Source organism: Actinomyces sp. oral taxon 169 (genome assembly GCF_013394715.1).
Classification (GTDB): Bacteria; Actinomycetota; Actinomycetes; order Actinomycetales; family Actinomycetaceae; genus Actinomyces.
Genome location: NZ_CP058259.1, coordinates 1 through 25,404 on the forward strand (window position 1 = coordinate 1; position 25,404 = coordinate 25,404).

Below are 25,404 nucleotides of genomic sequence, written 5' to 3' on the forward strand. Positions count from 1 at the left end.
GTGCCCGACGCCGCCAATACCAAATGGCTCTCAGCCCTCGAGGTGCTCTCCAGCTCCGGAGAGCTGGGGCAGGGCAAGATGTCCATGATCCGCATGACCCACCTCATCGACGTCGACGGCACGCTCGTCCTCGTCGTCGGCTCGGCCTTCGCCAAGGACATCGTCGAGCAGGCACGTGCCCCCATCAGCGCCGCCATCACCCAGGTCTGGGGCCGCCCCATGCCCATGGAGGTCACGGTCGACACCTCCTCGGAGGCCTCGCGCGCACCCATGCCCCCGGTGGCTCCCGAACCGGCCAACCTGACGACCGTCGCCCCCGCACCGGCATCCTCCCCGTCCCCCTCCGTCCCACCCCAGCCGTCGGGACCCTCCACCGCATCGGCTATGTCCGCCGCGCCCGCCGCACCAACGATGCCTGCTTACGGCGAGCACCTCGCCGAGCCCTCGCCCTACTCGGCGAGCGCCCCCTCACCGATGCCTCACTCCCAGACCTCCGCCGCCTCGGCGCCGTCGACGATGTCGGGTTCCCTCCCCACCAGGTCAGCGCATCCCGGCACCTACAGCCCTGGGGGCACCGGCCCCCAGAACCCCACCGGGCTGCTGACTCCCACAGCGGCCCACGACGTCTCCCAGCTCAATCCGAGATACACCTTCGACACCTACGTCACCGGCTCCTCCAACCGCTTCGCCCACGCCACTGCGCTGGCCGTTGCCGAGGCCCCGGCCCGTGCCTACAACCCTCTGTTCATCTACGGCGGCTCCGGCCTGGGCAAGACGCACCTCCTGCACGCCATCGGCCACTACGCTCAGACTCTCAACCCGGGGATCCGCGTCAAATACGTCAACTCCGAGGTCTTCGTCTCCGACTTCATTGCCTGCGTGCGCGACGGCAACCAGGACGATGGCCGCATGGAGGGCTTCAAGCGCCGCTACCGCGAGGTCGACATCCTCCTGGTCGACGACATCCAGTTCCTCCAGGGCAAGGAGTCAACCCTCGAGGAGTTCTTCCACACCTTCAACTCCCTGCACTCCTCGGGCAAGCAGGTGGTCCTCACCTCCGACCAGCCCCCCAAGGCCCTCGGGGGGCTCGACGAGCGCCTGCGCTCCCGCTTCGAGTGGGGCCTGCTGGCCGACGTCCAGCCCCCGGACCTGGAGACCCGCATCGCGATCCTCTCCCGCAAGGGCACCGCCGAGGGCCTCGACCTGCCCTTCGACGTTCTGGAGTACATCGCCTCACGCATCACCACCAACATCCGCGAGCTCGAGGGCGCCCTCATCCGGGTCACGGCCTTCGCCTCCCTCAACAAGCAGCCCGTCGACCAGACCCTGGCCGAGATGGTCCTCAAGGACATCATCTCCGACCCCGAGGGCCAGGAGATCACGACCTCCCTCATCATGGCGCAGACCGCCGACTACTTCGGCATCACCATTGACGACCTGTGCTCGGCCAACCGCTCACGCACCATGGTCTCGGCCCGCCACATCGCCATGTACCTGTGCCGCGAGCTCACCGACCTCTCCCTGCCCAAGATCGGGCGGGAGTTCGGCGGGCGCGACCACACCACCGTCATGAGCGCGGACAAGAAGATCCGCACCCTCATGGCCGAGCGGCGCTCGACCTTCAACCAGGTCACCGAGCTGACCAGCCGCATCAAGCAGGCCGCCCAGTCTCCCGCCTGAGCCGACGACGGGACGCATCATTCACGCGACTGACAGATGTGGTCTGGTGAAGGTGCTCGAAGGCGTGGACGGGACTGGCGGGAGCGCCGCGAGGAACGAGCGGCGCGGATGGTTGCCAAGAGTGCCTTCACCGGACCACGTCAACCACCGCTGTGGACGGTGCTGAGGAGGGCACGTGGAGGAGCGAGCGTGTCGCTGTGGAGGTAGCGCACCCCCACTGTGGAATGACATGGATGTCATTCGCTCTCTCCACCGATACCCCTGTCCGCTCACCAGAACCACCCACGTGTCATTCCCCAGCACCACTGGCGTCATGACGGCGAAAAATCCTGTTATCCCCAGCATCCACACGTGCTACTACCCCTACAGATCTAGATGACAAGAAATCGCGAAGCACGATCGGCCAACGAGACCGGACCGGGCCCCGGGCGCTTGTCATTCGGAAAGGCTCATGGGATGAGCATGGGTGATCGCTGGTGACAGGGTGACTCCCACGGACTGGACTACCGTCTACACTCTCGACCCAGGACTGCGTTCCCAGCGACGCCGTTCCCATGACGACTGTCCGCCGGCGACCTGCCGGCACCACGTATTTCTCTCGGCTCAGTAGTGCCACGACGCCTACCGGCCGACCGACCACGATTGACGGAGGCACCTACCGTGAAGCTCAGGGTTGACCGAGACATCCTCGCTGAAGCCGTCACCTGGACTGCGCGATCCGTGCCCGCCCGCCCGCCGGTACCTGTGCTCGCCGGCGTCAGGCTGGAGGCCAAGGGCTCCAGCCTCGTCCTGGCCTCCTTCGACTACGAGGTCTCCGCCCACTGCGAGGTGGCCGCCGACGTCGAGGAGGACGGCGTCGTCCTCGTCTCCGGACGCCTCCTGGCCGATATCGCCAAGGCGCTGCCGAACAAGCCCGTCGACTTGGAGGTCGAGGGCAACAAGGTCGCCGTCTCCTGCGGGTCGGCCCGCTTCTCCCTGGCGGCCATGGCCGCCGACGACTACCCGGCACTGCCGGTTATGCCCGCCGTCGCCGGCACGATCGACGCCCACGACCTGGCCCGCGCCGTCGGCCAGGTCTCCATCGCCGCCTCCCGCGACGACACCCTGCCTCTGCTCACCAGCGTCCAGATCGAGGTCGAGGGCAGCTCGCTGGTCCTCATGGCCACCGACCGCTACCGCCTGGCCATGCGGGAACTGACCTGGTCGCCGTCCAACACAGAGCTGTCCACCACGGCCCTGCTCAAGGCCCGCACCCTCTCCGACGTCGCCAAGTCCCTGACCTCTTCCGGAGACGTGACCGTGGCCCTCAGCAGCGAGTCGGCTGCCTCCAGCCTCATCGGCTTCGAGGCCGGCGGCCGGCGCACCACCTCCCTGCTCACCGACGGCGACTACCCGCCGGTGCGCCGGCTCTTCCCGGAGTCCACCTCGATCCACGCCACCGTGGGCACCGACGAGCTCATGGCCGCCGTGCGCCGCGTCAGCCTCGTCGCAGACCGTTCCACCCCCATCCACATGTCCTTCACCCAGGGCAACCTGGAGCTCGACGCCGGACAGGGTGACGACGCCCAGGCCACCGAGCAGCTCGTCGCCCACCTCGAGGGCGACGACATCTCCACCGCCTTCAACCCCGGCTACCTCCTCGACGGCCTGGGCGCCCTCAACCAGCCCTACGTCCGCCTCGACTTCACCCACGCCTCGAAGCCCGCGGTGCTCACCGGCATGGACTCCATTGGAGGCACCGAGGACTCCTCCTTCCGCTACCTGCTCATGCCGATCCGCTTCGGGGCCTGAGACCCGACGGGGCATGTACGTCTCTGACCTCTCCCTGGACGACTTCCGCTCCTACCGCAGCCTGGTGCTGTCCCTGGAGCCGGGCCCCAGTGCCTTCGTCGGCTCCAACGGGCAGGGCAAGACCAACCTGGTCGAGGCCATCGTCTACCTGGCGACCCTCTCCTCCCACCGGATCGGCGCGGACACCGCCCTCGTCCGGCGGGCAGCATCGGGCCAGGCCCAGCCGGCCGGCGCCGTCGTGCGCGCCCGGGCCGTCCACGGGGAAAGACCCAGCGTCCTGGAGATCGAGATCATCGCCGGCAAGGCGAACCGGGCCCGCCTCAACCGGGGCGGCTGCCGGCCCCGCGACCTGCTCGGGGTGCTGCGCGCGGTCGTTTTCGCCCCCGAGGACCTCTCCCTAGTGCGCGCCGAGCCCGGGGTCCGCCGGGGCTTCCTCGACGACCTGGTCGTCACGCTGCGCCCGGGCCTGGCCGGGGTGCGCGCCGAGCACGACAAGATCCTCGCCCAGCGCGCCAGCCTCCTGAAGTCCGCGCGCGCGGCCCGCTCCTCGACCTCCTCCATGCTCTCCACCCTGGAGGTCTGGGACGCCCAGCTCGCCGCGGCGGCCGCCCGGCTCATCGCCGCCCGGGTCGACGTCGTGCGGCGCCTGCGCCCCTGGGTGGCCTCCGCCTACGAGACCGTTTCCGGGACCTCCGGGCAGCGCTCCCGAGCCCAGATCGCCTACCGCTCGAGCCTGCTGACCCATGAGGGAGTCCCGGAGCCCGACCCCCACGACGAGTCGGCCTGGCTCGCCGGCGAGGAGACGCTCCTCGATGAGGCCGCCCTGGCCGCGCGCCTGGAGAGCGCCATGGGTGAGCTCCACGCCCGCGAGATCGACCGCGGCGCCAACCTCGTCGGGGCGCACCGCGACGACCTGAGTCTGTTCCTCACCGGTCTGCCCGCCCGCGGATTCGCCTCCCACGGCGAGCAGTGGTCCTTGGCCCTGGCACTGCGCCTGGCCTCCTACGACATGCTGCGCACCGACATCGATGCCTACGGCGGGGACGGCGAGCCGGTCCTCATCCTCGACGACGTCTTCGCCTCCCTGGACGAGCAGCGCCGCCGCGCCCTGGCCCAGATGGTCGCCGGCGCCCAGCAGGTCCTGCTGACCGCCGCCGTTGACGACGACGTCCCCACCGAGCTGTCCGGCGCCCGGTACCGCGTGGCCGACGGTGAGGTCACCCGTGGCTGAGCCCTCCGCGTCCACCGGCGATGGCCCACTGCCCGACGTCCTGGCCCAGCGGGCCCTGACCCGCCAGCGCGCCCAGGCCTGGGAGAAGGGCGACAGCCGCGTGCCGGCCCGCCGCCTGCGCGAGCCCGGCGGCACCGGGGTCAAGGACGCGCAGCAGGCAGCGCCCTGGGACCAGCGCCGCGAGCTGGCCCGGGCCCTGGGCCAGAACCCCGACGATCCGGCCGACCGCGGCCCCGGACTGGCGCGGGGACGCGATCGGCCCGGACCCACCCCCTTCGACCCCCGCACCGGGCAGCGCGAGCTGCGCCGCATGGTGGCCGACAACGGCTGGGCGGGAAAGCTCGCGGTGGCCGGCGTCGTCGCCCGGTGGCGAGCCATCGTGGGCGATCAGGTCGCCGAGCACTGCACCATCGAGTCCTTCGACGCCGGGCGCATCACCCTGCGCGCCTCGTCCTCGAGCTGGGCCCAGCAGCTCCGGCTCCTCCAGCCCACCATCGAGGCCAGGATCGTCGAGGCCCTGCGCTCGGGGCCCGGCGGCCGCCAGGCCGGAGGGATCAGCACCGGCGACGCGGTGGAATTGCGGATCCTCGGGCCGGCCGGCCCGACCTGGAAGCGCCGCGGAGTCGGCCTGCGCGGCACCCGCGGTCCGCGCGATACCTACGGATAGTGGCAGCTCAGGTATCATTGGCAACGTGCCGGCCGCAGTCGTCGTCGTCGCAAAGACACGGAGCGGGCCCCAGGCGTCGGGCGATGCGGTGATCCAGGCGAGACAGAGGTGACCACGGGCACGCCCCCAGCTGCTCACGGTGCCGCGGTTCACGGGCCCATCTACGCTAGAATGCGGTGAAACCGCCCAAGGTGCGCCCAGGACCGTCCTGATGTACCCACCTACGTGTGCGCACGATCCTCCTCAGGATCGTCGTGTGAAGGGGCCGGACGGAGACATCGGACCACTGAGGTCCCGATGCGCACAGATTGAGGAGCAACTGACACGTGTCTGACCAGGACGCCACTGTGAATCACGATTACGGAGCCTCGGACATCACCGTCCTCGAAGGGCTCGAAGCGGTCCGGAAGCGCCCCGGCATGTACATCGGTTCCACCGGTGAGCGGGGTCTGCACCACCTCGTCTACGAGGTCGTCGACAACTCCGTCGACGAGGCCCTAGCCGGTTACTGCGACCACATCGAGGTCACCATCCTGGCCGACGGCGGCGTGCGCGTCAGTGACAACGGCCGCGGCATCCCGGTCGACGAGCACCCCACCGAGCACAAGCCCACCGTCGAGGTCGTCATGACGATCCTGCACGCCGGCGGCAAGTTCGGGGGCGGCGGCTACGCCGTCTCCGGCGGCCTGCACGGCGTGGGCATCTCCGTGGTCAACGCCCTGTCCACCCGGGTGGACACCGAGGTCCGCCGGCAGGGCTTCGTGTGGCGCATGTCCTTCGCTGACGGCGGGCGCCCCATCACCGAGCTCGTCAAGGGCGAGGCCACCGAGTCCACCGGCACCACCCAGACCTTCTACCCGGACCCGACCATCTTCGAGACGGTCGACTTCGACTACGAGACGCTGCGCCGTCGCTTCCAGCAGATGGCCTTCCTCAACAAGGGCCTGCGCATCACCCTGACCGACGAACGCCTCGGCGTCCAGGACGCCGGCGACGAGATCGCCGGGGACGACTCCGCCCCCGACGCCCCCGAGGTCGGCTTCCGCACCGACTCCTACTGCTACGAGCACGGCCTGCGCGACTACGTCGCCTTCCTCAACAAGTCCAAGAAGGCCGAGCTCATCCACCCCGAGATCATCGACTTCGAGGCCGAGCAGTCCCTGGGCGAGAACCACTCCATCAGCCTGGAGATCGCCATGCAGTGGACCAGCGCCTACTCCGAGTCGGTCCACACCTATGCCAACACGATCAACACCACCGAGGGTGGCACCCACGAGGAGGGCTTCCGCACGGCCCTGACCACCCTGGTCAACAAGTACGCCCGGGACAAGGGCCTGCTCAAGGAGCGCGACGACAACCTCACCGGTGACGACATCCGTGAGGGGCTGACCGCCGTCATCTCCGTCAAGCTCTCCGAGCCGCAGTTCGAGGGCCAGACCAAGACCAAGCTCGGCAACACTGAGGCGCGCACCTTCGTCCAGCAGACGGTCTACGCCCAGCTCGGCGACTGGCTGGACTCCCACCCTGGTGACGCCCGCGCCATCATCACCAAGGCCTCCCAGGCCGCCGCCGCGCGCCTGGCCGCCCGCAAGGCCCGCGAGGCCACCCGCCGCAAGGGCGTCCTGGAGTCGGCCTCCATGCCCGGCAAGCTGCGCGACTGCTCCTCGAAGAACGCCGCGGACTCCGAGATCTTCATCGTTGAGGGAGACTCCGCCGGTGGCTCCGCCGTCGGCGGCCGCGACCCCGAGCACCAGGCGATCATGCCGATCCGCGGCAAGATCCTCAACGTGGAGAAGGCGCGCCTGGACCGGGCTCTGTCCTCCGACACGATCCGCAGCCTCATCACCGCCTTCGGCACCGGAATCGGCGAGGACTTCGACATCGCCAAGCTGCGCTACGGCAAGATCGTCATCATGGCCGACGCCGACGTCGACGGCCAGCACATCGCCACCCTCCTGCTGACCCTCCTGTTCCGCTACATGCGGCCCCTCATCGAGCACGGCCACACCTACATCGCCATGCCGCCGCTCTACCGGCTCAAGTGGTCCAACGCCGAGCACGAGTTCGCCTACTCCGACGCCGAGCGCGACAAGCTCCTGGCCGCCGGACAGGAGAAGGGTCGCCGCTTGCCCAAGGACGGCGGGATCCAGCGCTACAAGGGTCTGGGCGAGATGAACGACCACGAGCTGTGGGAGACGACCATGGACCCCACCACCCGGATCCTCAAGCAGGTCACGCTCGATGAGGCGGCCGATGCCGACGAGACCTTCGCGATCCTCATGGGCGACGACGTCGAGCAGCGGCGCTCCTTCATCCAGCGCAACGCCTCCGACGTCCGCTTCCTGGACATCTGAGCGGCACCGAGCCACACGTGAAGCGCCGGCCCGCTGCCGGCGACCTCCTCTGAACACGAAGGAATCCTGTGAGCGACGAAGTTGAAGAGATCATCGGCGACGAGGGAGCGACGAACGTAGCCGCCCCCGAGCGCATCCAGCCGGTCGACCTCCAGATGGAGATGCAGCGCTCCTACCTCGACTACGCGATGAGCGTCATCGTGGGCCGGGCCCTGCCCGACGTGCGCGACGGGCTCAAGCCGGTCCACCGCCGCGTCCTGTACGCCATGTACGACGGCGGCTACCGCCCCACCGCCTCCTTCTCCAAGTCCTCGCGCATCGTCGGTGACGTCATGGGGACCTACCACCCCCACGGCGACAGCGCCATCTACGACGCCCTGGCCCGCCTGGTCCAGTGGTGGTCGCTGCGCTACCCGCTGGTGGCCGGCCAGGGGAACTTCGGCACCCCCGGCAACCTGGGGCCCGCCGCCCCCCGGTACACCGAGTGCAAGATGGCGCCCCTGGCCATGGAGATGCTCCGGGACATCGACGAGGACAGCGTCGACTTCCAGGACAACTACGACGGACGCAACCAGGAGCCGGTCATCCTGCCGTCGAGGTTCCCCAACCTCCTGGTCAACGGCTCCGAGGGCATCGCCGTCGGCATGGCCACCCGCATCCCGCCGCACAACCTGCGCGAGGTCGCCCGCGGAGCCCAGTGGTATCTCGAGCACCCCGACGCCTCGCGCGAGGAGCTGCTCGACGCCCTCATCGAGCGGATCCCCGGACCCGACTTCCCCACCGGCGCCACGATCCTGGGCCGGCGGGGCATCGAGGACGCCTACCGTACCGGCCGCGGATCCATCACCCAGCGGGCCGTGGTCAACGTCGAGGAGATCCAGGGCCGCCAGTGCCTGGTGGTCACTGAGCTGCCCTACCAGGTCAACCCCGACAACCTGGCCGACAAGATCGCCCAGCTCGTGCGCGACGGCCAGGTCACCGGCATCGCCGACATCCGTGACGAGACCTCCGGGCGCACCGGTCAGCGACTGGTCATCGTCCTCAAGCGCGACGCCGTCGCCAAGGTGGTCCTCAACAACCTCTACAAGCGCACTCAGCTCCAGGACAACTTCCCGGCCAACATGCTCGCCCTGGTCGACGGGGTGCCGCGCACCCTGAGCCTGGACGGCTTCGTGCGCCACTGGGTCGCCCACCAGATCGACGTCATCGTGCGCCGCTCCCGCTTCCGCCTGCGCAAGGCCGAGGAGCGCCTCCACATCCTCGAGGGTCTGCTCAAGGCCATCGACGCCCTCGACGCCGTTATCGCCCTCATCCGGCGCTCGCCCACCACCGAGGAGGCCCGCACCGGCCTCATGGGCCTGCTGGACGTCGACGAGGCCCAGGCCGAGGCCATCCTCTCCCTCCAGCTGCGCCGTCTGGCCGCCCTGGAGCGCCTCAAGATCCAGGAGGAGTCCGAGGAGCTGCGCGCCCGCGTCAAGGACCTGCGCGAGATCATCGCCTCCCCGGAGCGCCAGCGGGGCATCGTCTCCGACGAGCTGGCCGAGATCGTCGAGAAGTACGGCGACGAGCGCCGCACCCGGATCGTGCCCTTCGACGGCGAGATGAGCATGGAGGACCTCATCCCCGAGGAGGACGTGGTCGTCACCATCACCCGCTCCGGCTACGCCAAGCGCACCCGCACCGACTCCTACCGCTCCCAGCACCGCGGCGGCAAGGGAATCCGCGGGGCCACGCTGCGCGAGGACGACGTCGTCGACCACTTCTTCGTCACCACGACGCACCGCTGGCTGCTGTTCTTCACCAACTACGGACGCGTCTACCGCGCCAAGGGCTACGAGCTGCCCGAGGGCGGGCGCGACTCCAAGGGCCAGCACGTGGCCAACCTCCTGGCGTTCCAACCCGGCGAGGAGATCGCCCAGGTCATGGAGCTCCAGGACTACGACCAGGCCGACTACCTGGTCCTGGCCACCCGCCGCGGCCTGGTGAAGAAGACCCGCCTGAGCGAGTACAACTCCAACCGCTCCGGCGGCGTCATCGCCATCAACCTGCGCCAGGACGAGGAGGGCAACTACGACGAGCTCGTCTCCGCCCGCCTCCTGAGCAGCGGGCAGGACCTCCTGCTGGTCTCCCGCGCCGGCCAGTCGCTGCGCTTCCACGCCGACGACGACACCCTGCGCCCCACGGGCCGGGCCACCAGCGGCGTCACCGGCATGCGCTTCCGCGAGGACGACTACCTGCTGGCCATGGACGTCGTCGACCCCTCCTGGCAGGACGCCGACCTGTTCGTCGTCACCGAGGGCGGCTACGCCAAGCGCACCAACGTCGTCGACTACCCCGTCAAGGGTCGTGGCGGCCTGGGCGTCAAGGTCGCCAACCTCGTCGAGGCCCGAGGCAACCTCGTCGGCGCCCTGGTGACCGACTCCGGGGACGAGGTCCTGTGCATCATGGCCTCGGGCAAGGTGGTCCGCTCCGCCGTCGTCGAGGTCTCGCGCACCGGTCGGACCACACAGGGCGTGACTTTCGCCAAGCCCGACGCCGGAGACCGCATCATCGCGGTGGCCCGCAACACTGAACGGGACATGGAGGAGGCGGTCGATGCCGCCGATAGCGCCCCGAGTGCCGACTCTGCGGACTCCACCGACCAGGCCCAGGCTCTCCAGGCTCCGGAAGGTGACACTGGCGACTCTCCTGCGGACTCAGCGGCGGACACGGTAGCGTTGGAAGACAACGAGAGTGAGGTCGAAGCATGAGCCAGCCGGTTTCCATGTCCCCTGACGGTGGGCAGTCCGCAGGTGCCGCATCCATTGTGGGTGGCGCGGATGCCTCCGGCAGCGCGTCGGGCGGCAAGAGCAAGAAGAGCAAGAAGACCATCGCCGGGCCGCGCCGCGTGCGTCTGGCCCTGACCCGGGTCGACCCCTGGTCAGTGATGAAGGCGAGCTTCCTGCTCAGCTTCGCCGCGGGCATCATGCTCATCGTCGCCACGGCGGTCGTGTGGTTCATGCTCGACGCCATGCACGTCTTCTCCACCATCGAGGAGCTCGTCAAGACGGTCGCCGGTGAGCGCTCCAACACCTTCTCCGCGATCGTGGCCTACCTCGAGCTGCCGCGGGCCCTGGCTGTCTCCACGATTGTCGCCGTGGTGGATATCGTGCTGATGACCGCCCTGACCACGCTGGGCGCCTTTCTCTACAACATCACTGCCACCCTCGTCGGTGGGATCCATCTCACGCTTGCGGACGAGTGATCGGATTTGGTCTGCGATAGCCGGACAGGTTAATCTTCTCCGGTCGCAAGGGCCTATAGCTCAGTTGGTTAGAGCGCATCCCTGATAAGGATGAGGTCGCTGGTTCGAGTCCAGCTAGGCCCACCGTCCGCGGTGAGACGATGAGGAGGTTTCATGAGGAACCGTGCAGTCGTATCAGCCGCGGTCTTTTCGTTCCTGGCCGCTGCGGGTTATGCCGCGTGGCTCAGGTTCGAGGCGGCCCGTATGGAGCGGGCCGCGTGGGCCGAGGTCACCGACCCCGTTGACTAGCAGCTGACGGAACCGGTGAGCATCCTCCCCGAGGGGCCATGGCGCAATTGGTAGCGCACCTGCTTTGCAAGCAGGGGGTTACGGGTTCGAGTCCCGTTGGCTCCACCACGATTTCCATACTCTCCTCTCCCCGAGATGGACCATGACGATGGTCCGCCTCGGGGATTATTTCTGGGGACGCTCGCCCGTCTACCAGGCCACGCTCTACGGCTACGGCATGCACACCTTCAGCCACCTGGGCTCAGCGGCCCTCGCCCGGCGCTACACCCCGGGAGTGGCGACGGCGCTGCCGGTCGTCCTGCCCTTCTGGATCTTCGCGAAGCGGACGCTGCGAGCTCATGGGGTCGAGGTGCGCCCCACCGATGGGTGATCCCCGCCTTCCCGGTCGTCGCCGGTGCAATGCTGGGTGGTGCGTACCTGGTGACAACAGGGAGGTCGGGAGGAGGCCGTCATGAAGGAAAGTAACCTTGACTGAATGACAAGGTCGCTTTATGTTTGAGGTATGACCTCCTTGCTTGACATCACACGAACCGGGCGTGGCGTGGTTGCGCTCCTCCTGATGCGAACCGTCCTGCTCTTCGTCGGCACCGGTGTCGTTCTGCCCTTCGTCGGCTGGATCTACAATCGGGCCCTGCTATGGGCCGATGTGACGGTAGTGATTGTCGACGTCATCACTCTGCTTGTCCTCTCGCGGCTACTGGCTCGCCAGGATCGTCGCCTGCGCGATCTGCTGGCCCCCAGCTGGTCGGGTACCGCCTGGGGGCTGCTGGCCTTCATCATTCTGCAAATCGGATTCTCCGCCTCAGCCTTCATCGGCAATCTGATTGCCTATCAGGGGAATCCGCCCGCCTCAGGAGTGATGCATGGCGTTCCCATGTGGATGGGGTGGTGGGCCCTGCTCATCATGCCGGTGACGATCGTCCTGGCGGAAGAAGGCTTGTATCGCGGGTATGCCGCTGAGGCTCTCGAATCTCGTTTCCATAAGAACACGGCACTGGTCGTTATCGCGTTCTTCTTCGCACTCCAGCACACGGCGTTGACGCCATTGAGTCCTCGGGCACAGCTCGCCAGGTTCATCACCACGTTCTTGGGAGGGCTGATCCTCGGAGGTATGCGTTGGCGCTGCCGCCGCGGCCTGTGGCCGCTGGTGGTCGCTCACTGGGGTGTCGATGTGCTTGGTCTTGGGCTTCCGATTCTGTTAGCATCACAGGCATCATGAGTAGTTACCGTAAAGCACATTTCGCCTACCTCATTCGGTTCTCCATAGGTGTGGTGCTTTATTCTTCGGCTATTTTCTCCAGCAGATTCTGGCCCCATTCCGTGGAGGGAACTCCGTGGCGATTCGTCAGTGCGCTGCTTCCCATGATCGGAGCCTGCGTGTGTGCGTGGGCGATGAGGAAGATGTTCCAGGATATTGATGAGATGCAGCAGAAGAAGATGCTGGATGCTCTGGTCATCTCATCGGCGGGAACGATTCTCACCTGTCTTGCCTACGGTTTTATGGAGGAAGTGGGCCTGCCTCTTCTCAACGCCTCATGGGTTGTGATGGTGTGGGGAGTCTTCTTCATCATCGGAACCTTGTGGACGGCCTGGCGGTACCGGTGAGGAACGATCTCAAGGTGCTGCGCGCCCAGCGCAGCTGGACTCAGGCCCGGCTCGCCGAGGAGCTGGGGGTCTCCCGCCAGACGGTCAACGCACTGGAGGCCGGTCGCTACGACCCCTCCCTGCCCCTGGCCTTCACCATTGCTCGTGTCTTCGGCCTGACCATCGAGGAGATCTTCTTCCCCGATGACGTGGCCTCCTAGGATGAACGCCGTGAGCCGCTCTGTTGACATTCCGCCCCCGAGGCGAGGGCGTCGCGAGCTCATCGAGGACACCGGGGTGCGGCTCGGCCTGCACATCAAGTCGGCTGAGCAGGCCATGATGGCCGCCAAGACCGAGGCTCTGAGGAGCTTCGAACTCACCGTGGCCCAGTACGCGGCCATGCTCTCCCTGTACTACGTGCCTGAGCAGTCCTCGGCCCAGCTGGCCAGGGCCGCCGCCGTCACTCCGCAGACGATGGCCACCGTCATCGCCAAGCTGGAGCAGAAACGACTCGTCACCCGCCACCCCTCCTCCGACCACGCCAAGGTCCTCATTGCGTCACTCACGCCCGAGGGTGAGGCCCTGCTGCTGCGCGCCGACAAGGTCGCACGCCGCATCGAGCAGCGTATGGCCGAGGCCTTCACCGCCAAGGAGCGCCAGCAGCTCACCGAGATGCTCGGGCGCGTCACTACCCTCCTGCGGGACGACCTCATCGCCGAGTAGCGGCCAAGACACCGCCGATCACTGCTGTCTCGGGCCCAAGATCACCACTGCCTCCGCGAATCGCGACGGGTTTGCTCCGTGTTGTGTATCAGGTATCTGATACTGTGTTGGTGACTGATACAGGAAGGTGTTGCTCATGAAGGCCATGCAGATCGTCAGCTTCGATGGCCCGGCGTCCGGGTTGCGGTACCAGGAGGCCCCCACCCCTGAGCCCGGACCGGGTCAGATCGCCGTGGATGTGGACCATGCCGGCGTCGGCTACGTCGAGGCGCTCTTCACCGAGGGCCTCGTGCCCATCGACCTGCCCTGGACTCCCGGGCTGGAGGTGAGTGGTCGAGTCCGCGCCCTCGGTGACGGTGTGGATGGCTACCGGGTCGGGGACGCCGTCGTCGCTCTGACCATCACCGGAGGTGGCGGCTATGGACAGGTTGCTGTGGCTCCCGCTGAGCTCGTGACGCCTCTGCCCGCGGGACTCGATCCGGTCGTGGCCGCGGCAGCTCCGGCCAACTCGACGACGGCGCTCGTCGCCCTGGAGGAGATCGCCCACCTGCGCCGTGGTGAGAGTGTGCTGGTCCACGCCGCCGCCGGTGGTCTTGGCTCGCAGATGGGTCAGGTGGCCCGGCTGCTCGGGGCGGGCCGCGTCGTCGGCGTCACCCGCAGCCAGGCCAAGCGCCGGGAGATCCTGGATCTGGGCTATGACGAGGCCTGGCTGACTGAGGACCTCGCGGAGGCCGACCCCGCCCAGTTCGATGTCGTCGCCGATCCGGTGGCCGGCCCGGCCAGGCTGCGCAGTCTCGACCTGCTGCGTACGGGCGGACGGCTCCTGGCGTTGGGGGACGCTTCCCAGGCGGAGGACCAGCAGGTGAGCACCACGTCGCTGTGGCTGCGGGGCATTGGCGTCATCGGCTTCAACCTCGGTGCCTTCAGTCGGGCGAACCCGGCGCTCGTCGGAGGCCACCTGAGGCGCGCGGTGGAGCTCGTGGCCTCCGGAGAGCTCCGTGTCCACGTCACCGACCGTCTCCCGATCCAGGACGCGGCACAGGCCGTCACCGCGGTGCGCGCGGGAACCACCACCGGCAAGATCGTCCTGACCCACTCACAGGACTGACGACCCGCCCAGGTCCGCAAGAATCGTCAGTGAGCTCTGGGCACCATATGAGCATCATGGTGTGCATGAGAGAAACGATCGGCTCCTTCGACGTCGTTGGCCTGCCTCTTCGGACATCGAACCGAGAGGCGGCCCGCACCATTCCTCCTCACTGGCGGGCCGCTGCCGATGCCGGGCTCCTCGCACCCGAGAAGCCCGGCGTCGGCCCCGGCGTCTATGCGGTCTACACCGACTACGAGACTCCCGGCGACGATGTCGACGGCGTCTACACCCTCGTCATCGGCAGGCGCATCGAGGCCGGAGGCCCGGTTCCCCCTGGTCAGGTGACTGTGACGATCCCGAGCTCCACTCGCGACATCGTCACGCTGGCTGATGCTCGGCCGGAGAGTGTCTATGACGCGTGGGTGGATGTCTGGGTCCGCACGGACCTGACCCGTGACTATCGTGCCGACTACGAGTACTACGCTCCGGATGGTTCGATTCATCTGTCCATCGGGGTCCTTTCGGACACATGAGGGCTGAGCAGTACCAACGCCAGCTCGATGCTGTCACCGACTACATCTATGCGCATCTTGATGAGGACCTCAGTCTGGAGATTCTCGCTCACGTCTCCGGGTTCTCCCGTTATCACTGGCACCGCATCTACCGGGCGGTGCGCGGGGAGACGGCCGCTCAGACCGTACGCCGTCTCCGTCTGGAGCGGGCTGCCGCCATGCTCACAGAGACCTCGTGGCCGGTGGAACGGATCGCCTGGAAAGCCGGGTTTACCGGCACCGAAGTGTTCAGTCGAGTCTTTCTCCGCGCTTATAGGACGACTCCCAGCCGATTCCGCATGGGTGGACGCCCGGCATCGATCGACTCACCAGTGACGAGTTGTGGTTCGGGATCGACGTTGTCGGTGAGTCAGGACCCGGGGTGGGCGGTGCGCGTGGAGACTCGCCGCGGCTATCGACTTGCCGTATCCGAGCACCGTGGTTCCTATATGGATATCGGCCGGGCATTCAGCCGAGTCAGAGACCGTGTGGGCTCCGGGTGTCTGATGGTTGCCATCTATGAGGACGATCCCGACGCCGTTCCCCCGGCTGATCTGCGCTCGGCGGCTGGAACCGTCGTCGACCCCGGTACGAAGATTCCCCACGACCTTGTTGAGAGGATGGTGCCGGCCGGCCGGTACGCGATCATGCGTTACATCGGCCCGTACTCGTCAATGCATGCCGCCTACCGGTGGCTCTACGGTCAGTGGCTGCTGAGCTCGGGCGAGGAACCGCGAGACCATCCGATCATCGAGGAGTACCTCACCGACCCGGTGACCACCCCGCCTGTTGACGCTGTCACCGATATCCTCCTGCCGCTCCTGTGAGGTATCCGCACTGAGGGGGCATGCAGATGGGCCGCAGACACCTCGGTGTCTGCGGCCCATCAAGCGCCTCCTGACTGCTGCTCAGCTCATGAGTCGTGTCAGGAGTTCAGGGCTCTCCGACGTCGGTACGCCTGGATCATCGTGACCAGCGCAGTGATCCCCATCACCGCGCCTCCGGCGATGAGGAAGGTGTCGGCCGCGCTTCCTCCGGTGAAGGGGATGGCGGGCACCGCCGACTTGCGGTTGGAGATGTTGCCCAGCGCCACGACCTGATCCTGGGAGGAGATGGTGATGGTGCGGGGGGTGGCATCCAGGATGTAGCCGGCCGGCGGCTTGGTCTCAACGAGCCGGTAGGAGCCGTACGCCAGATCCACCAGCTTGAAGGCACCGGGGTTCTTATCGGTGTCCAGGCCGTCCTGGGTGCAGGTGCCCACGCAGTCGGTGATGGTGCGGGCCTGGTCCGGCTGGGGCCTGCCGTTGGAGTCAACGGGAATCAGTGACCACTGGGCGCCCTTGATGGCGTTGCCGCGCTCATCGGTCTTGGTCCAGGTGGCCGATCCCTTGATCCGGGCGTTGGTGACCTGACCCAGGTCGAGGGTGGGGGTGTTGTCGTCCTTGCTGGCGGCGGGCGCCGATCCGTCCAGGGTCTTGGTCAGAGTGGTGCCGGACAGGTGGTAGCCGGTTGGCGCCTGGGTCTCGGTGATGGAGTACTCGCCCCAGGTGAGTCCGGAGACCCTGAAGAACCCGGCACGAGGGTCTTGGTCCATCGAGCCGTTGGGGCACGTGGCCTTCCCACCGGTGGCGACGCAGTCGGTCACCTCCTTCGGGCCGCCGTTCAGCGCGGGCGAGGCCAGCGTGAAGACGGTCCCCGCCAGGGGGTTGCCGGCGTCGTCGACCTTGCTCCAGACGACCTGCCCGGGCAGGGCCGTGTTGACCATCGTGCACTGCATCCACTCACCTGTGCCCAGATCCAGGGTCTTGGAGGCGGCGTTGACCGTCGACGACGGAGTCTTGATGTCCGAGTTCGGGTGCGGTACGCAGGTGACGGCGGCCTTGTATCCGGCGGACTTGGGTGACGACGAGGACTCCGACAGCACCGTCTGGCCCTGGGGCAGGTAAGCGGCGTCGAAGCCACCGGCGCCCGAGGCGGTCTTGCCGCTCTTGGGAGTGGCGGTGAGTGTCCAGTCCTTGGCGGACAGGCCCAGGGAGCCGGCTGCGGTGTTGTCCACCTGCTTGACCATGGTCAGGTTGGGCAGCTGGACCTGCACCTGGTGGTCCTCGACCTCACCGTTGAGTGTGATGCCGGTGGGCTGAGGGTCCTCAGCTTCCTGACCGTTGGGCAGGCGGCCGGTGATGCGCAGACGCATGAAGGTGGCTGCACCGTTTCCGTTGATGGTGCTCCGCTTGGCGTCCTGGGGGACGGTCCAGGTCAAGGTGGCCTTGCCAGCGCTGGAGCAGGAGGTCACCGCGGAGCGCTCACCGGCGGAGAAAACGCCGTCCCGGTTCCAGTCCACCCAGCCGGCAATCTTGGTGTTACTGCCTGAGCAGGTGATCTCCTGGCTCCACTTCTTGCCGATGTCGGTCCAGATCACCCGATCCCAGTCGTTGGACAAGGCATCCTCATCACCAGTGTCAGTGATGTCATCGCCGTTAGCACCATCTGTGTAGCTGACTACGTCCTCACCATCGGTCAACGTTCCTAAATGGACTTCCCCGGACGTAGTACTTCCGATTCGCTCCTTACGTGCGGCATCACTGAAATTGAACCAAGAACCGGATTCGGCATCGGCAGGTGGTGCCTGCGCAGATATGTCGAGATTACCGGAACCATTCAGTTTTCCTCCGTCCCACGAGGGCTGGAATACGCTCCCAGCGGTACCATAGCTCTCCGGTGCGTCCCCGTAATCCATAAAGGATACCACGCCGAGAGCGGCCGCGCCCTTACCGCTGCTGCCTCCGCTGACTTCCAGATATCCGCTATTCATGTTGCTGATGAGCATCACCGATGAAGGGCCGTAACCATTGTTCGACCCAGAGCTGCACTCAGGTCCGTCCGGGCGCAGCTTGGCTGCCGGACGGTCCCCTGCAGAGGTTGACATGTTGATGAGGCCGGCCCAGGAGTTCGTGGCACAGCCGCTGGTCTGAGCGGTCTGCAGCAATCGATAGGATATTTCGCGTCCGGAATTGCTGGCGATTGGGGAGACGGTGATGGACTCCTTCTGATCAGGTCTCCAGTTGGAGGCTTCGGCGTCGGCGAACACCATTCCCTCCATGGGGAGCTGCCTCTTATCGGAAGTGGATTCCAGTTGGTCACGAGTAGGTTTGGTAGATGAATTGACGAGATAGGTCTTGCAGTCAAATTTGAACTGCATGATGGCGCCCTGGTGAAGATTACCTACTCCAATGGGCATATTAGATCGACTGTTAGCGGAGTTCTTGATAACTGAGTTGGTGTAGTTTGTGCCGTCGTTGTAAATACGTGCCAGACCATCTCCGCGCCAGGTTCCTGGGTCGTATCCGATCTCCAAACCTCGTCGAGTCCTCAAGGGTGGATCGTTATATCCTTCAGATACTGTTCTGATGTCAGATATAGTGCAGCGACTTGTGCGCCACAAGTTACTGGAGATCTGAGTCGGGGATGACCAGGTGAAGCCGCTCGAAGTAGCGGGAAGAATCTTATAACTTCTTCCCGATGCGACCTCTGTAGTGGTGTTGCTCAGTTCAGCCCAGTCAATCCAGTCGATCGCCTGCGGATAGCGTCCTTCGCCTCCTGTCGGATTACTGTAGACGGCATCAGCCTGAGGCGCTGGAGCTATGAGGATGCTCAGCGCCGTCGCGGCAGATGCCATCACGGTGGCGAGAGCTCTTATTTTCCGGTAGCGGTGAGGCTTGCGTGACTGTGTGTGTACAGATATGGGATCCGTCTCGGATGAACGGAAGAGTGAGCGGCAGTCCATGGATAGATACCTCGGTTCAGGAACATGGGCCTTGACACGGTAGCACCGGTTAAATCACCGTAGAATCCGAATAGGATTCCTGCAACTCAACAGCAATCAATATTACGGTTGAGTGTCGACAATGAATTACGTCGTCGGTCGGAAAGTAATGCATTGGTGTTCTTTCGGATCAGTAGTGCGCGCACGGCCGCGGTGTGAAGAGCTCCGCTCAGGCATGTCCCCACTGACGTGATGCCGTGAGGAGTCGTTGAGGCACTGGGGTGAAGGGCTGCGCCGCCGGGCGGGACTGCCTAGGATTAGGTCAGGCTCAGTTACCACCCGGTTGCAGAAGGATGAGGTCATGTCACAGCCATGGGAGATCTACGACGCGCTTCTTGACGGACTGCCCGACGACGTCGTCGTGCGCACGGCGGGCCAGGGGTCCCGCTGGAGCCGCGTCCTCAACTCCGCCGGCGGTGTCGGCTCGGCCTGGACCATGGATGTGCGCAGCCGTCCGGCCCTCAGCGACGGCGGGCCGTTCGACGGACGGCCGCTGCGCGACGTCGGCGCCCTGGCGAAGTCCTGGAACCTGGCCGAGGCCAGCATCGGTCAGGCCGCCATCAACTCCTGGTACTCGCGTGAGGAGACGACTGCGGCCAACGGTTTCGAACCCACCGGGGAGGGGCTGACCTGGCGCCAGGTCTTCGATCCCTACCAGGAGAGGATCGTTGGCAAGAGGGTCGCGGTCATCGGGCACTTCCCCTTCGCCGAGGCCGCCCTGGCCGGCGCCGGAGAGTACATCTGCCTCGAGCGCAACCTTCAGCCCGGCGACTGGCCGGACAGTGCGTGCGAGTACGTTCTGCCCGAGTGCGACTTCGTCTTCATCTCCTCATCGAGCTTCGTCAACAAGACCGCACCGCGTCTCATCGAGCTCTCCCATGAGGCGCACACCGTCCTGGTGGGTCCGTCGACGCCGCTCAACCCGGTACTCCTCGACTACGGCGTTGACACCATCACCGGTTTCGTGGCGGCGAGGTCGCTCAGCGATCCGGCCTCCCTGGCTGAGATGGTCCCGGCCGGCGACATCGGCCCCGGCTTCCGGGTTCACCGTCATCGAGCCTGATCCGGCCTCGACCGGCAGATGTCGGTCGCGCACCGGCCCCATGGAATGAGGTCAGGAACAACGACGGCGCCGCGCAGGTGGAACCAGCGCGGCGCCGTCGTGAACGGAGAGGGGCCGTCAGGCCTGAGCACCCTCGGGGCTGATGCCGTAGCCGGCCTCATCCTCGGTGGAGTCGGCCCAGTACTCCTCGGCCCACGGGTCCTCAACCGGCTGGCTACGACGCCACACGACGTAGGCGCCGGCAGCGGCCGCGCCGGCGACGGCGAGCCAACCCAGGGTCTTGAGCACGCGGTGCTTCTTCTGCTTCTTCACGGGAACCTCCAATGCGGCGGACTTTGCGGCAACAGCCACGCGCTGGGCGCGCTCTGTCAGGGTACCGTCCGTACCCGCGGCAGCCTGGGCAGCCACGGCGGCGCGCTGCGCACGCGGGATGTAGTCCTCGACAACCCGGTGACGGGCCTCGTGGACCACCGGCTCCAAACGCTCCTGTGCATCCTTGGCGGCGCGGGCCACACCCCCGGCGGCCTTACTGACGTGCGGAGCAGCCCACAGGGCGGCCTTCTCGGCCTGATCGACGACGGACCCGGCGAGGGTTGCTGCCTCCTTGCGCAGATGAGTGGTGTCGAGTTTCTTGTCGCAGCATGTCTTCATCAGGCAGGACATGGTTGCCTCCCAGGTTGGAAACGGATACAGACGGTCGTTGTGCAACGTGCACCAATGGTTGCACCCCTGCGCGGCCCGGCCCACACGATGTCCAGACGTTTTGCCTGGGGTGAACAGTGCTGCACGCCGCTGAAGGGTTCATGCCGATGGGCTCGGGACCGTGTCACCATGGCACTCATGGAAGCGACTCTTCACACCAACCTCGGCGATATCCGCCTGGAGCTCTACCCCGAGCAGGCTCCTGAGACCGTCTCCAACTTCGTGGGGCTGGCCACCGGCCAGAAGGCGTGGACGGATCCTCGCACCGGCGAGGAGTCTCACGCCCCGCTGTACGACAACGTCATCTTCCACCGTGTCATCCCCGGTTTCATGATTCAGGGCGGTGACCCGCTGGGTGACGGCACCGGAGGGCCCGGCTACGTCTTCGATGACGAGATCGACGCCTCACTGACCTTCGCCGCCCCCTACGTCCTGGCCATGGCCAACGCCGGCCGCCGCCTGGGCAAGGGCACCAACGGCTCGCAGTTCTTCATCACCACCGCCCCCACCGAGTGGCTCCAGGGCAAGCACACGATCTTCGGTGCCGTCACCGACGAGGCCTCCCGCGCCGTCGTCGACGCGATCTCCGGGGTGGAGACCGACCCGCGCGACCGCCCGGTGCAGGACGTCATCATCACCTCGGTGGACATCATCGAGTAGTCCCCGGGAGGGGATGGGACGGTCGCTCAACAGCGACCGGTCCGCAACCGCGCTACTACCGAACCACCGGAATCAGGTGTGATTCGCCCCTGTGACGCCGCTGGGACCCGCGTCCCGGCGGCGTCGTCGTATCCGGTTCACCCGTCCTCACCCGCTCAGCCTCGATCATCCGCACAGGAGCATCCGATGACCTCGACGAACTCGGTTCCGCAGCAGGCACCGCCTGTGTGCCCGCGGCACCCGGGCACGGTGGCCTACGTGCGCTGCCAGCGCTGCGACCGACCCACCTGTCCCGCCTGTCAGGTGCCCAGCTCGGTGGGGGTGCACTGTGTGGACTGTGCTCGTCAGTCTCAGGCCGGCCGACGTCAGGCGAGCACGCTGCTGGGCGGGAACATGGTCTCCGGTGCTCTGGTCACCAAGATCCTCGTCGGCCTGTGTGTCGTCGTCTACGCGCTTCAAGTTCTCATCCCCGAGGTGACGATGCAGTCGCTGGAGCTCCGCCTGGGCTTCGTGCCAGCACTGGCCGTCTACGAGCCCTGGCGGTTCCTGACCACCGCCTTCCTCCATGCGAACTACATGCACCTCGGCTTCAACATGTGGGCTCTGTGGGTACTGGGCGGTGCTCTTGAACCAGTGCTCGGGCGGTGGCGCTTCACCTGCGTCTACCTGCTCAGCGCCCTGGGCGGCTCGACAATGATCTACTGGCTCTCCTGGCCGGACACGGAGTCCTGGCTCACGCTGACAGTGGGTGCCTCGGGAGCGGTCTTCGGCCTGTTCTCGGCCATGTTCATCGTGCAGCGGCGCTTCGGACGGGACACCTCGGGGATCGTGGCGCTGGTGGCGATCAATGCCGTCATCTCCTTCCTGGGGGCCAACATCTCCTGGCAGGGGCACCTCGGTGGGCTTGTCGTCGGAGGGATCGTCTCGGCGATCTACGCCTGGGCGCCACGGGGGAAGCGGCAGGCCGTGGGGATCGCCGGAACCATCGCGGTCGCGGTGGCCCTGGTGGGGCTCGATCTGCTTCGGGCCCTCCTCTCCTGAGATGCACCGCCCCTGTGTTGCCTCATGACTTCTGAAAGTTTCGGATGTCATGACATCTGAGACACCGGTGGGGTGCGTCTGCCAGATGGGAGAGCTGCTGCTTCGACCTGTCGGAGATGCTGCCCCGGTCACTGTGGTGGCTGCCGTCGTCGTCTGGGTGCACTGCACGAGGGCGGGGTGCTACTGGACGAGGGTTGGGGGTACTGGAGGTAGGTGGGGCCTTCGTGCAGTACGCACAACCCTTGGCCAGTGGATCCCGACCCTCGTGGAGCAGGCCGACTCGAGGTAAGACTCGGGCCAACTCTGGGCGGGGCCAGAGTCGAACCATGACCACCGGACCCCAGCGCAGGCGGCGGGCAGGGAACGGTGGAGTAGAACCTGTGACGGAGGCGCCGGTCCATGCCGCAAGGACCCCGGACTCACTCCTGCGCGGCCCGGTGTCCACAGCGCTGACATTACCGAGCCTGCCGTCGAAGCGCCCAGCGGGAATCGTTGAAATCCTGCGGCTCTTCTTCGGTGTGCGGCTCCGATGCGCCTTTAATGTCAGCACCCTGGACACCGACACCCCGTCATGCCTCGCCCCGAAGCCGCCCTCGCCTCCAGGGCCACCGGCCTGCCCAAGGTTCCCGCCCGAGCGAGTGTCTCAGAAGGCATGACACCCACATGTCTCAGAAGCGAGGAGACAACACATGAGACGCACCGGCCCTGAGATGCACCGCGCAGCTCGTGCGATCATGAATGACAAGCCTGAAAGAACACCTCTGTGGTTCATCCACATCTGTGGACACAGGTGTGGAAACACAAGCGTGTAGTTATCCACAGGCCTGTCCACACATGGGGAAAGTCGACGTGGGTTGTGGGGAGTCAGTTGTCCACGGATCCACAGATGGCCTGGGGAGGAAGGGGGATCGGGCCGAGGCCATGCGTGCCGGCCTCCGGGGATCCATCCCGGGCCCCTTTGTGGGGCGGCTCTCGGTGATGCGATCAAGCAGCCCCGTCGGCCTGCTCAACCCGCTGTATCAACCCGCTGTGCCGGGTGCCTGGGAAGTAGGAGCTCACCGCTGACGACAAGGCCCCCGAGCCGATGCTCGGGGGCCTGTGCGGATGCCTGATCGCGTGAGTGTCTGAAACCTGCTACTTCCAGCGAAGCAGACCGAGGAAGCCCGACATCATGATGAGGAAGCCGATGTAGAGGTTGCCGTTGTACAGCCAGTCTCCGGCGTGGTGCTCGGCGAAGTAGGGCAGCGGGTACCTGCCCTGGAAGAGGTAGGTGGCGACAACCCACAGCAGCCCGATGACCAGGAGCGTCACCATGGTGGGGGCGTACCAGCGCGGAGACGCGGTGTCCTTGACCTTCTTGGGCGTGCGCGAGACCCGGTTCGCCGCGGCGCGCGACTCCTCCTCGAGAGCCTTGGCCGCCTTGGCCGGGTTGCCGGAGCGCTCAGGGTGCTTCTTCTTCGACGACGAGCTCTTCTTCGAGCCCTTGGCCACCTTGTCCTTCGTCTCCGTCTTCTCAGAGGCGGCAGAGCCCTTCTTCGAGCCCGTGTCCTTCTCAGCGCCCTTCGCGCTGTTCTTCTCCGAGCTCTTCTTCGAGACCTTCTCCGAGCTCTTGTCGGCGTCGTCCGCTGTGGACTTCTTCTCCAAGGCCACCCTGGGTCTCCTCACTGTCTGGGGATGGTGGCATGAGACCACCGCAATACATCCGGGCCTAGCCTAGGACATGCTGCGAAGCTTCCTCGCGGCGCATCCTGTGATGAGTCCACCACTCCTGGCTGGTCATGTGGGGGGTGTACCCCCTTAGACTGGCCGCTAGCCTGATGATGCCTTAGTTCTGAGGAGGGGCAATGACTGGAGGAGGTCTTGTGCGACACCGAGCACCCGGCCAGAGTCGTGCTGTCCGAATCTTCAACGGCACCTTGACCGGGATCGGTGAGCTGCTCATCACCGCCGGTCTGGTCGTCGCCCTCTTCCTGTGCTGGCAGCTGTGGTGGACCGGCATCGACGCCAATGCCAGTGCGAAGGCGGTGGCCACGCAGTTCCACGAGAAGCAGGTCGAGTCCCCCAAGCGGGCGGGGGAGAAGCACTACGATGCTCCGCCCGTCATGGAGCAGGTCGGCTACGGCGAGACCATCGGGATGCTCGTCGTCCCCAAGTGGTACGGCGTCACCAACAACAACATGCCCATCATGGAGGGCACCGGATCCGACGTCCTGGACCAGGCCGCTGCGGGTCACTACACCAACACCCAGCAGCTCGGAGAGCTCGGGAACTTCGCGATCGCCGGCCACCGGCGCACCTACGGCAACTCCTTCCGCCGCATCGACCTGCTCAAGGAGGGCGATGAGATCGTCGTCTCCACCGCCAAGACCTGGTACGTGTTCAAGGTGACCGGCCACGAGCTCGTCCAGCCCGAGCAGGTCGAGGTCATCGCCCCTGTCCCCAACCAGCCGGACGCCCAGCCCACCGACCGGTACATCACGTTGACCACCTGCCACGGATCGACCGCGGGCGAGTTCGGCAATGACCAGCGCTGGATCGTCCACGCGAAGTTCGCCTACTGGATGGATCGCTCCGAGGGCCGTCCGGAGTCCGTGCTCAACGATCCGGGGGTCAACTGATGTACGGCTTCATCTGGCGGCACCTGCCGGGTCCCGCGTGGCTCAAGGCCATTGAGTCGCTCATCCTCATCGCCGGAGTCGTCTACGTGCTCATGCAGTACGTCTTCCCCTGGGCCAACGCCACCTGGCACCTGTCCGGTAACGCCGACGTCGGTTGACCGGCGCCCCGCCAGGCCTCGTCCATCGGTACTGAGAGACAGTGTGAAGAACGAAGCGCGTGTGGGGGAACAGGAATCCTGTTCCCCCACACGCGCTTCGTCGTCAGCGAGAGGGCGGGTGCGCCACCGGGCCTGC

At 66.3% G+C, this 25,404-nt stretch carries 24 protein-coding genes and 2 tRNA genes; 23 read left to right on the forward strand and 3 right to left on the reverse strand.

Going from position 1 to position 25,404, the window contains the following annotated elements; all coding sequences use genetic code 11:
* The 18 genes from dnaA (at window position 1) to HW274_RS00085 (ending at window position 16,030) form a co-directional block, all read left to right on the forward strand.
* Complete coding sequence (gene dnaA, locus HW274_RS00005; RefSeq protein WP_075253655.1) at window positions 1–1,680, forward strand: chromosomal replication initiator protein DnaA; 1,680 nt, start codon at window positions 1–3, stop codon at window positions 1,678–1,680.
* Between the two features lie 660 nt (window positions 1,681–2,340).
* On the forward strand, window positions 2,341–3,471 hold the full coding sequence (dnaN, locus tag HW274_RS00010; RefSeq protein ID WP_003788502.1) for a DNA polymerase III subunit beta: 1,131 nt from the start codon (window positions 2,341–2,343) through the stop codon (window positions 3,469–3,471).
* 13 nt (window positions 3,472–3,484) lie between these two features.
* Window positions 3,485–4,702: a DNA replication/repair protein RecF gene (gene recF, locus HW274_RS00015; protein ID WP_075253654.1), complete on the forward strand. Its 1,218-nt coding sequence runs from the start codon at window positions 3,485–3,487 to the stop codon at window positions 4,700–4,702.
* On the forward strand, window positions 4,695–5,369 hold the full coding sequence (locus HW274_RS00020; RefSeq protein ID WP_178384978.1) for a DUF721 domain-containing protein: 675 nt from the start codon (window positions 4,695–4,697) through the stop codon (window positions 5,367–5,369). The genes recF and HW274_RS00020 overlap by 8 nt, the downstream gene beginning before the upstream one ends.
* A 326-nt stretch (window positions 5,370–5,695) precedes the next feature.
* Window positions 5,696–7,723 carry a DNA topoisomerase (ATP-hydrolyzing) subunit B gene (gyrB, locus tag HW274_RS00025; protein WP_075253653.1) on the forward strand — a complete coding sequence of 676 codons (2,028 nt, stop codon included), beginning with the start codon at window positions 5,696–5,698 and terminating at the stop codon, window positions 7,721–7,723.
* A 68-nt stretch (window positions 7,724–7,791) separates the two neighbouring features.
* Window positions 7,792–10,473 (forward strand): DNA gyrase subunit A, encoded by a 2,682-nt coding sequence (gene gyrA, locus HW274_RS00030; protein ID WP_075253652.1) that lies wholly within the window; start codon window positions 7,792–7,794, stop codon window positions 10,471–10,473.
* Complete coding sequence (locus HW274_RS00035; protein ID WP_075253651.1) at window positions 10,470–10,967, forward strand: DUF3566 domain-containing protein; 498 nt, start codon at window positions 10,470–10,472, stop codon at window positions 10,965–10,967. The genes gyrA and HW274_RS00035 overlap by 4 nt, the downstream gene beginning before the upstream one ends.
* A 49-nt stretch (window positions 10,968–11,016) precedes the next feature.
* Window positions 11,017–11,090, forward strand: a tRNA-Ile gene (locus tag HW274_RS00040).
* 30 nt (window positions 11,091–11,120) lie between these two features.
* Window positions 11,121–11,255 carry a DLW-39 family protein gene (locus HW274_RS12665; protein ID WP_009396342.1) on the forward strand — a complete coding sequence of 45 codons (135 nt, stop codon included), beginning with the start codon at window positions 11,121–11,123 and terminating at the stop codon, window positions 11,253–11,255.
* Window positions 11,256–11,287: 32 nt separating this feature from the next.
* Window positions 11,288–11,363: transfer RNA gene (locus HW274_RS00045), tRNA-Ala, on the forward strand.
* Window positions 11,364–11,397: 34 nt separating this feature from the next.
* Window positions 11,398–11,625 (forward strand): HXXEE domain-containing protein, encoded by a 228-nt coding sequence (locus tag HW274_RS00050; RefSeq protein ID WP_256692423.1) that lies wholly within the window; start codon window positions 11,398–11,400, stop codon window positions 11,623–11,625.
* A gap of 132 nt (window positions 11,626–11,757) precedes the next feature.
* On the forward strand, window positions 11,758–12,474 hold the full coding sequence (locus tag HW274_RS00055; RefSeq protein WP_075253650.1) for a CPBP family intramembrane glutamic endopeptidase: 717 nt from the start codon (window positions 11,758–11,760) through the stop codon (window positions 12,472–12,474).
* A complete protein-coding gene (locus HW274_RS00060; protein ID WP_075253649.1) occupies window positions 12,471–12,860 on the forward strand; it encodes a hypothetical protein in 390 nt (129 codons plus the stop codon). The genes HW274_RS00055 and HW274_RS00060 overlap by 4 nt, the downstream gene beginning before the upstream one ends.
* Window positions 12,857–13,060 carry a helix-turn-helix transcriptional regulator gene (locus HW274_RS00065; protein WP_075253713.1) on the forward strand — a complete coding sequence of 68 codons (204 nt, stop codon included), beginning with the start codon at window positions 12,857–12,859 and terminating at the stop codon, window positions 13,058–13,060. Before HW274_RS00060 ends, HW274_RS00065 begins: the two co-directional genes overlap by 4 nt.
* Before the next feature lies 1 nt (window position 13,061).
* Window positions 13,062–13,562 carry a MarR family winged helix-turn-helix transcriptional regulator gene (locus HW274_RS00070; protein WP_075253648.1) on the forward strand — a complete coding sequence of 167 codons (501 nt, stop codon included), beginning with the start codon at window positions 13,062–13,064 and terminating at the stop codon, window positions 13,560–13,562.
* 136 nt (window positions 13,563–13,698) lie between these two features.
* Window positions 13,699–14,670, forward strand: coding sequence for a zinc-binding dehydrogenase (locus HW274_RS00075; protein WP_185988931.1), 972 nt, complete (start codon window positions 13,699–13,701; stop codon window positions 14,668–14,670).
* Between the two features lie 65 nt (window positions 14,671–14,735).
* Complete coding sequence (locus HW274_RS00080; protein ID WP_260679112.1) at window positions 14,736–15,185, forward strand: GyrI-like domain-containing protein; 450 nt, start codon at window positions 14,736–14,738, stop codon at window positions 15,183–15,185.
* Window positions 15,182–16,030 carry a GyrI-like domain-containing protein gene (locus HW274_RS00085; protein ID WP_185988932.1) on the forward strand — a complete coding sequence of 283 codons (849 nt, stop codon included), beginning with the start codon at window positions 15,182–15,184 and terminating at the stop codon, window positions 16,028–16,030. The genes HW274_RS00080 and HW274_RS00085 overlap by 4 nt, the downstream gene beginning before the upstream one ends.
* Before the next feature lie 98 nt (window positions 16,031–16,128).
* Here the strand turns inward: HW274_RS00085 and HW274_RS00090 are convergent, their stop codons facing one another.
* Window positions 16,129–18,987, reverse strand: coding sequence for a CshA/CshB family fibrillar adhesin-related protein (locus HW274_RS00090; RefSeq protein ID WP_396027378.1), 2,859 nt, complete (start codon window positions 18,985–18,987; stop codon window positions 16,129–16,131).
* A 340-nt stretch (window positions 18,988–19,327) separates the two neighbouring features.
* Here HW274_RS00090 and HW274_RS00095 point away from each other — a divergent pair, with 340 nt between their 5' ends.
* Window positions 19,328–20,089 (forward strand): Rossmann-like domain-containing protein, encoded by a 762-nt coding sequence (locus HW274_RS00095; protein ID WP_185988933.1) that lies wholly within the window; start codon window positions 19,328–19,330, stop codon window positions 20,087–20,089.
* 117 nt (window positions 20,090–20,206) lie between these two features.
* Here the strand turns inward: HW274_RS00095 and HW274_RS00100 are convergent, their stop codons facing one another.
* Entirely contained in the window at window positions 20,207–20,752 is a 546-nt protein-coding gene (locus HW274_RS00100; RefSeq protein WP_185988934.1) for a hypothetical protein, read from the reverse strand.
* 177 nt (window positions 20,753–20,929) lie between these two features.
* Here HW274_RS00100 and HW274_RS00105 point away from each other — a divergent pair, with 177 nt between their 5' ends.
* Window positions 20,930–21,451, forward strand: a complete 522-nt coding sequence (locus tag HW274_RS00105; RefSeq protein WP_185988935.1) for a peptidylprolyl isomerase — start codon at window positions 20,930–20,932, stop codon at window positions 21,449–21,451.
* Window positions 21,452–21,637: 186 nt separating this feature from the next.
* Window positions 21,638–22,492, forward strand: a complete 855-nt coding sequence (locus tag HW274_RS00110) for a rhomboid family intramembrane serine protease (protein WP_185988936.1) — start codon at window positions 21,638–21,640, stop codon at window positions 22,490–22,492.
* A 1,134-nt stretch (window positions 22,493–23,626) separates the two neighbouring features.
* On the opposite strand, the gene HW274_RS00115 is transcribed toward HW274_RS00110, so the two are convergent.
* Window positions 23,627–24,142 carry a cell division protein CrgA gene (locus HW274_RS00115; protein ID WP_081376309.1) on the reverse strand — a complete coding sequence of 172 codons (516 nt, stop codon included), beginning with the start codon at window positions 24,140–24,142 and terminating at the stop codon, window positions 23,627–23,629.
* A gap of 194 nt (window positions 24,143–24,336) precedes the next feature.
* Here HW274_RS00115 and HW274_RS00120 point away from each other — a divergent pair, with 194 nt between their 5' ends.
* Both HW274_RS00120 and HW274_RS00125 read left to right on the forward strand, forming a co-directional pair.
* The gene (locus HW274_RS00120) at window positions 24,337–25,110 is read left to right on the forward strand and encodes a class E sortase (protein ID WP_075255322.1); all 774 of its coding nucleotides are present in this window, start codon (window positions 24,337–24,339) and stop codon (window positions 25,108–25,110) included.
* Window positions 25,110–25,268, forward strand: coding sequence for a hypothetical protein (locus tag HW274_RS00125; protein WP_009406747.1), 159 nt, complete (start codon window positions 25,110–25,112; stop codon window positions 25,266–25,268). Before HW274_RS00120 ends, HW274_RS00125 begins: the two co-directional genes overlap by 1 nt.
* The last annotated feature ends 136 nt before the right edge of the window (window positions 25,269–25,404 follow it).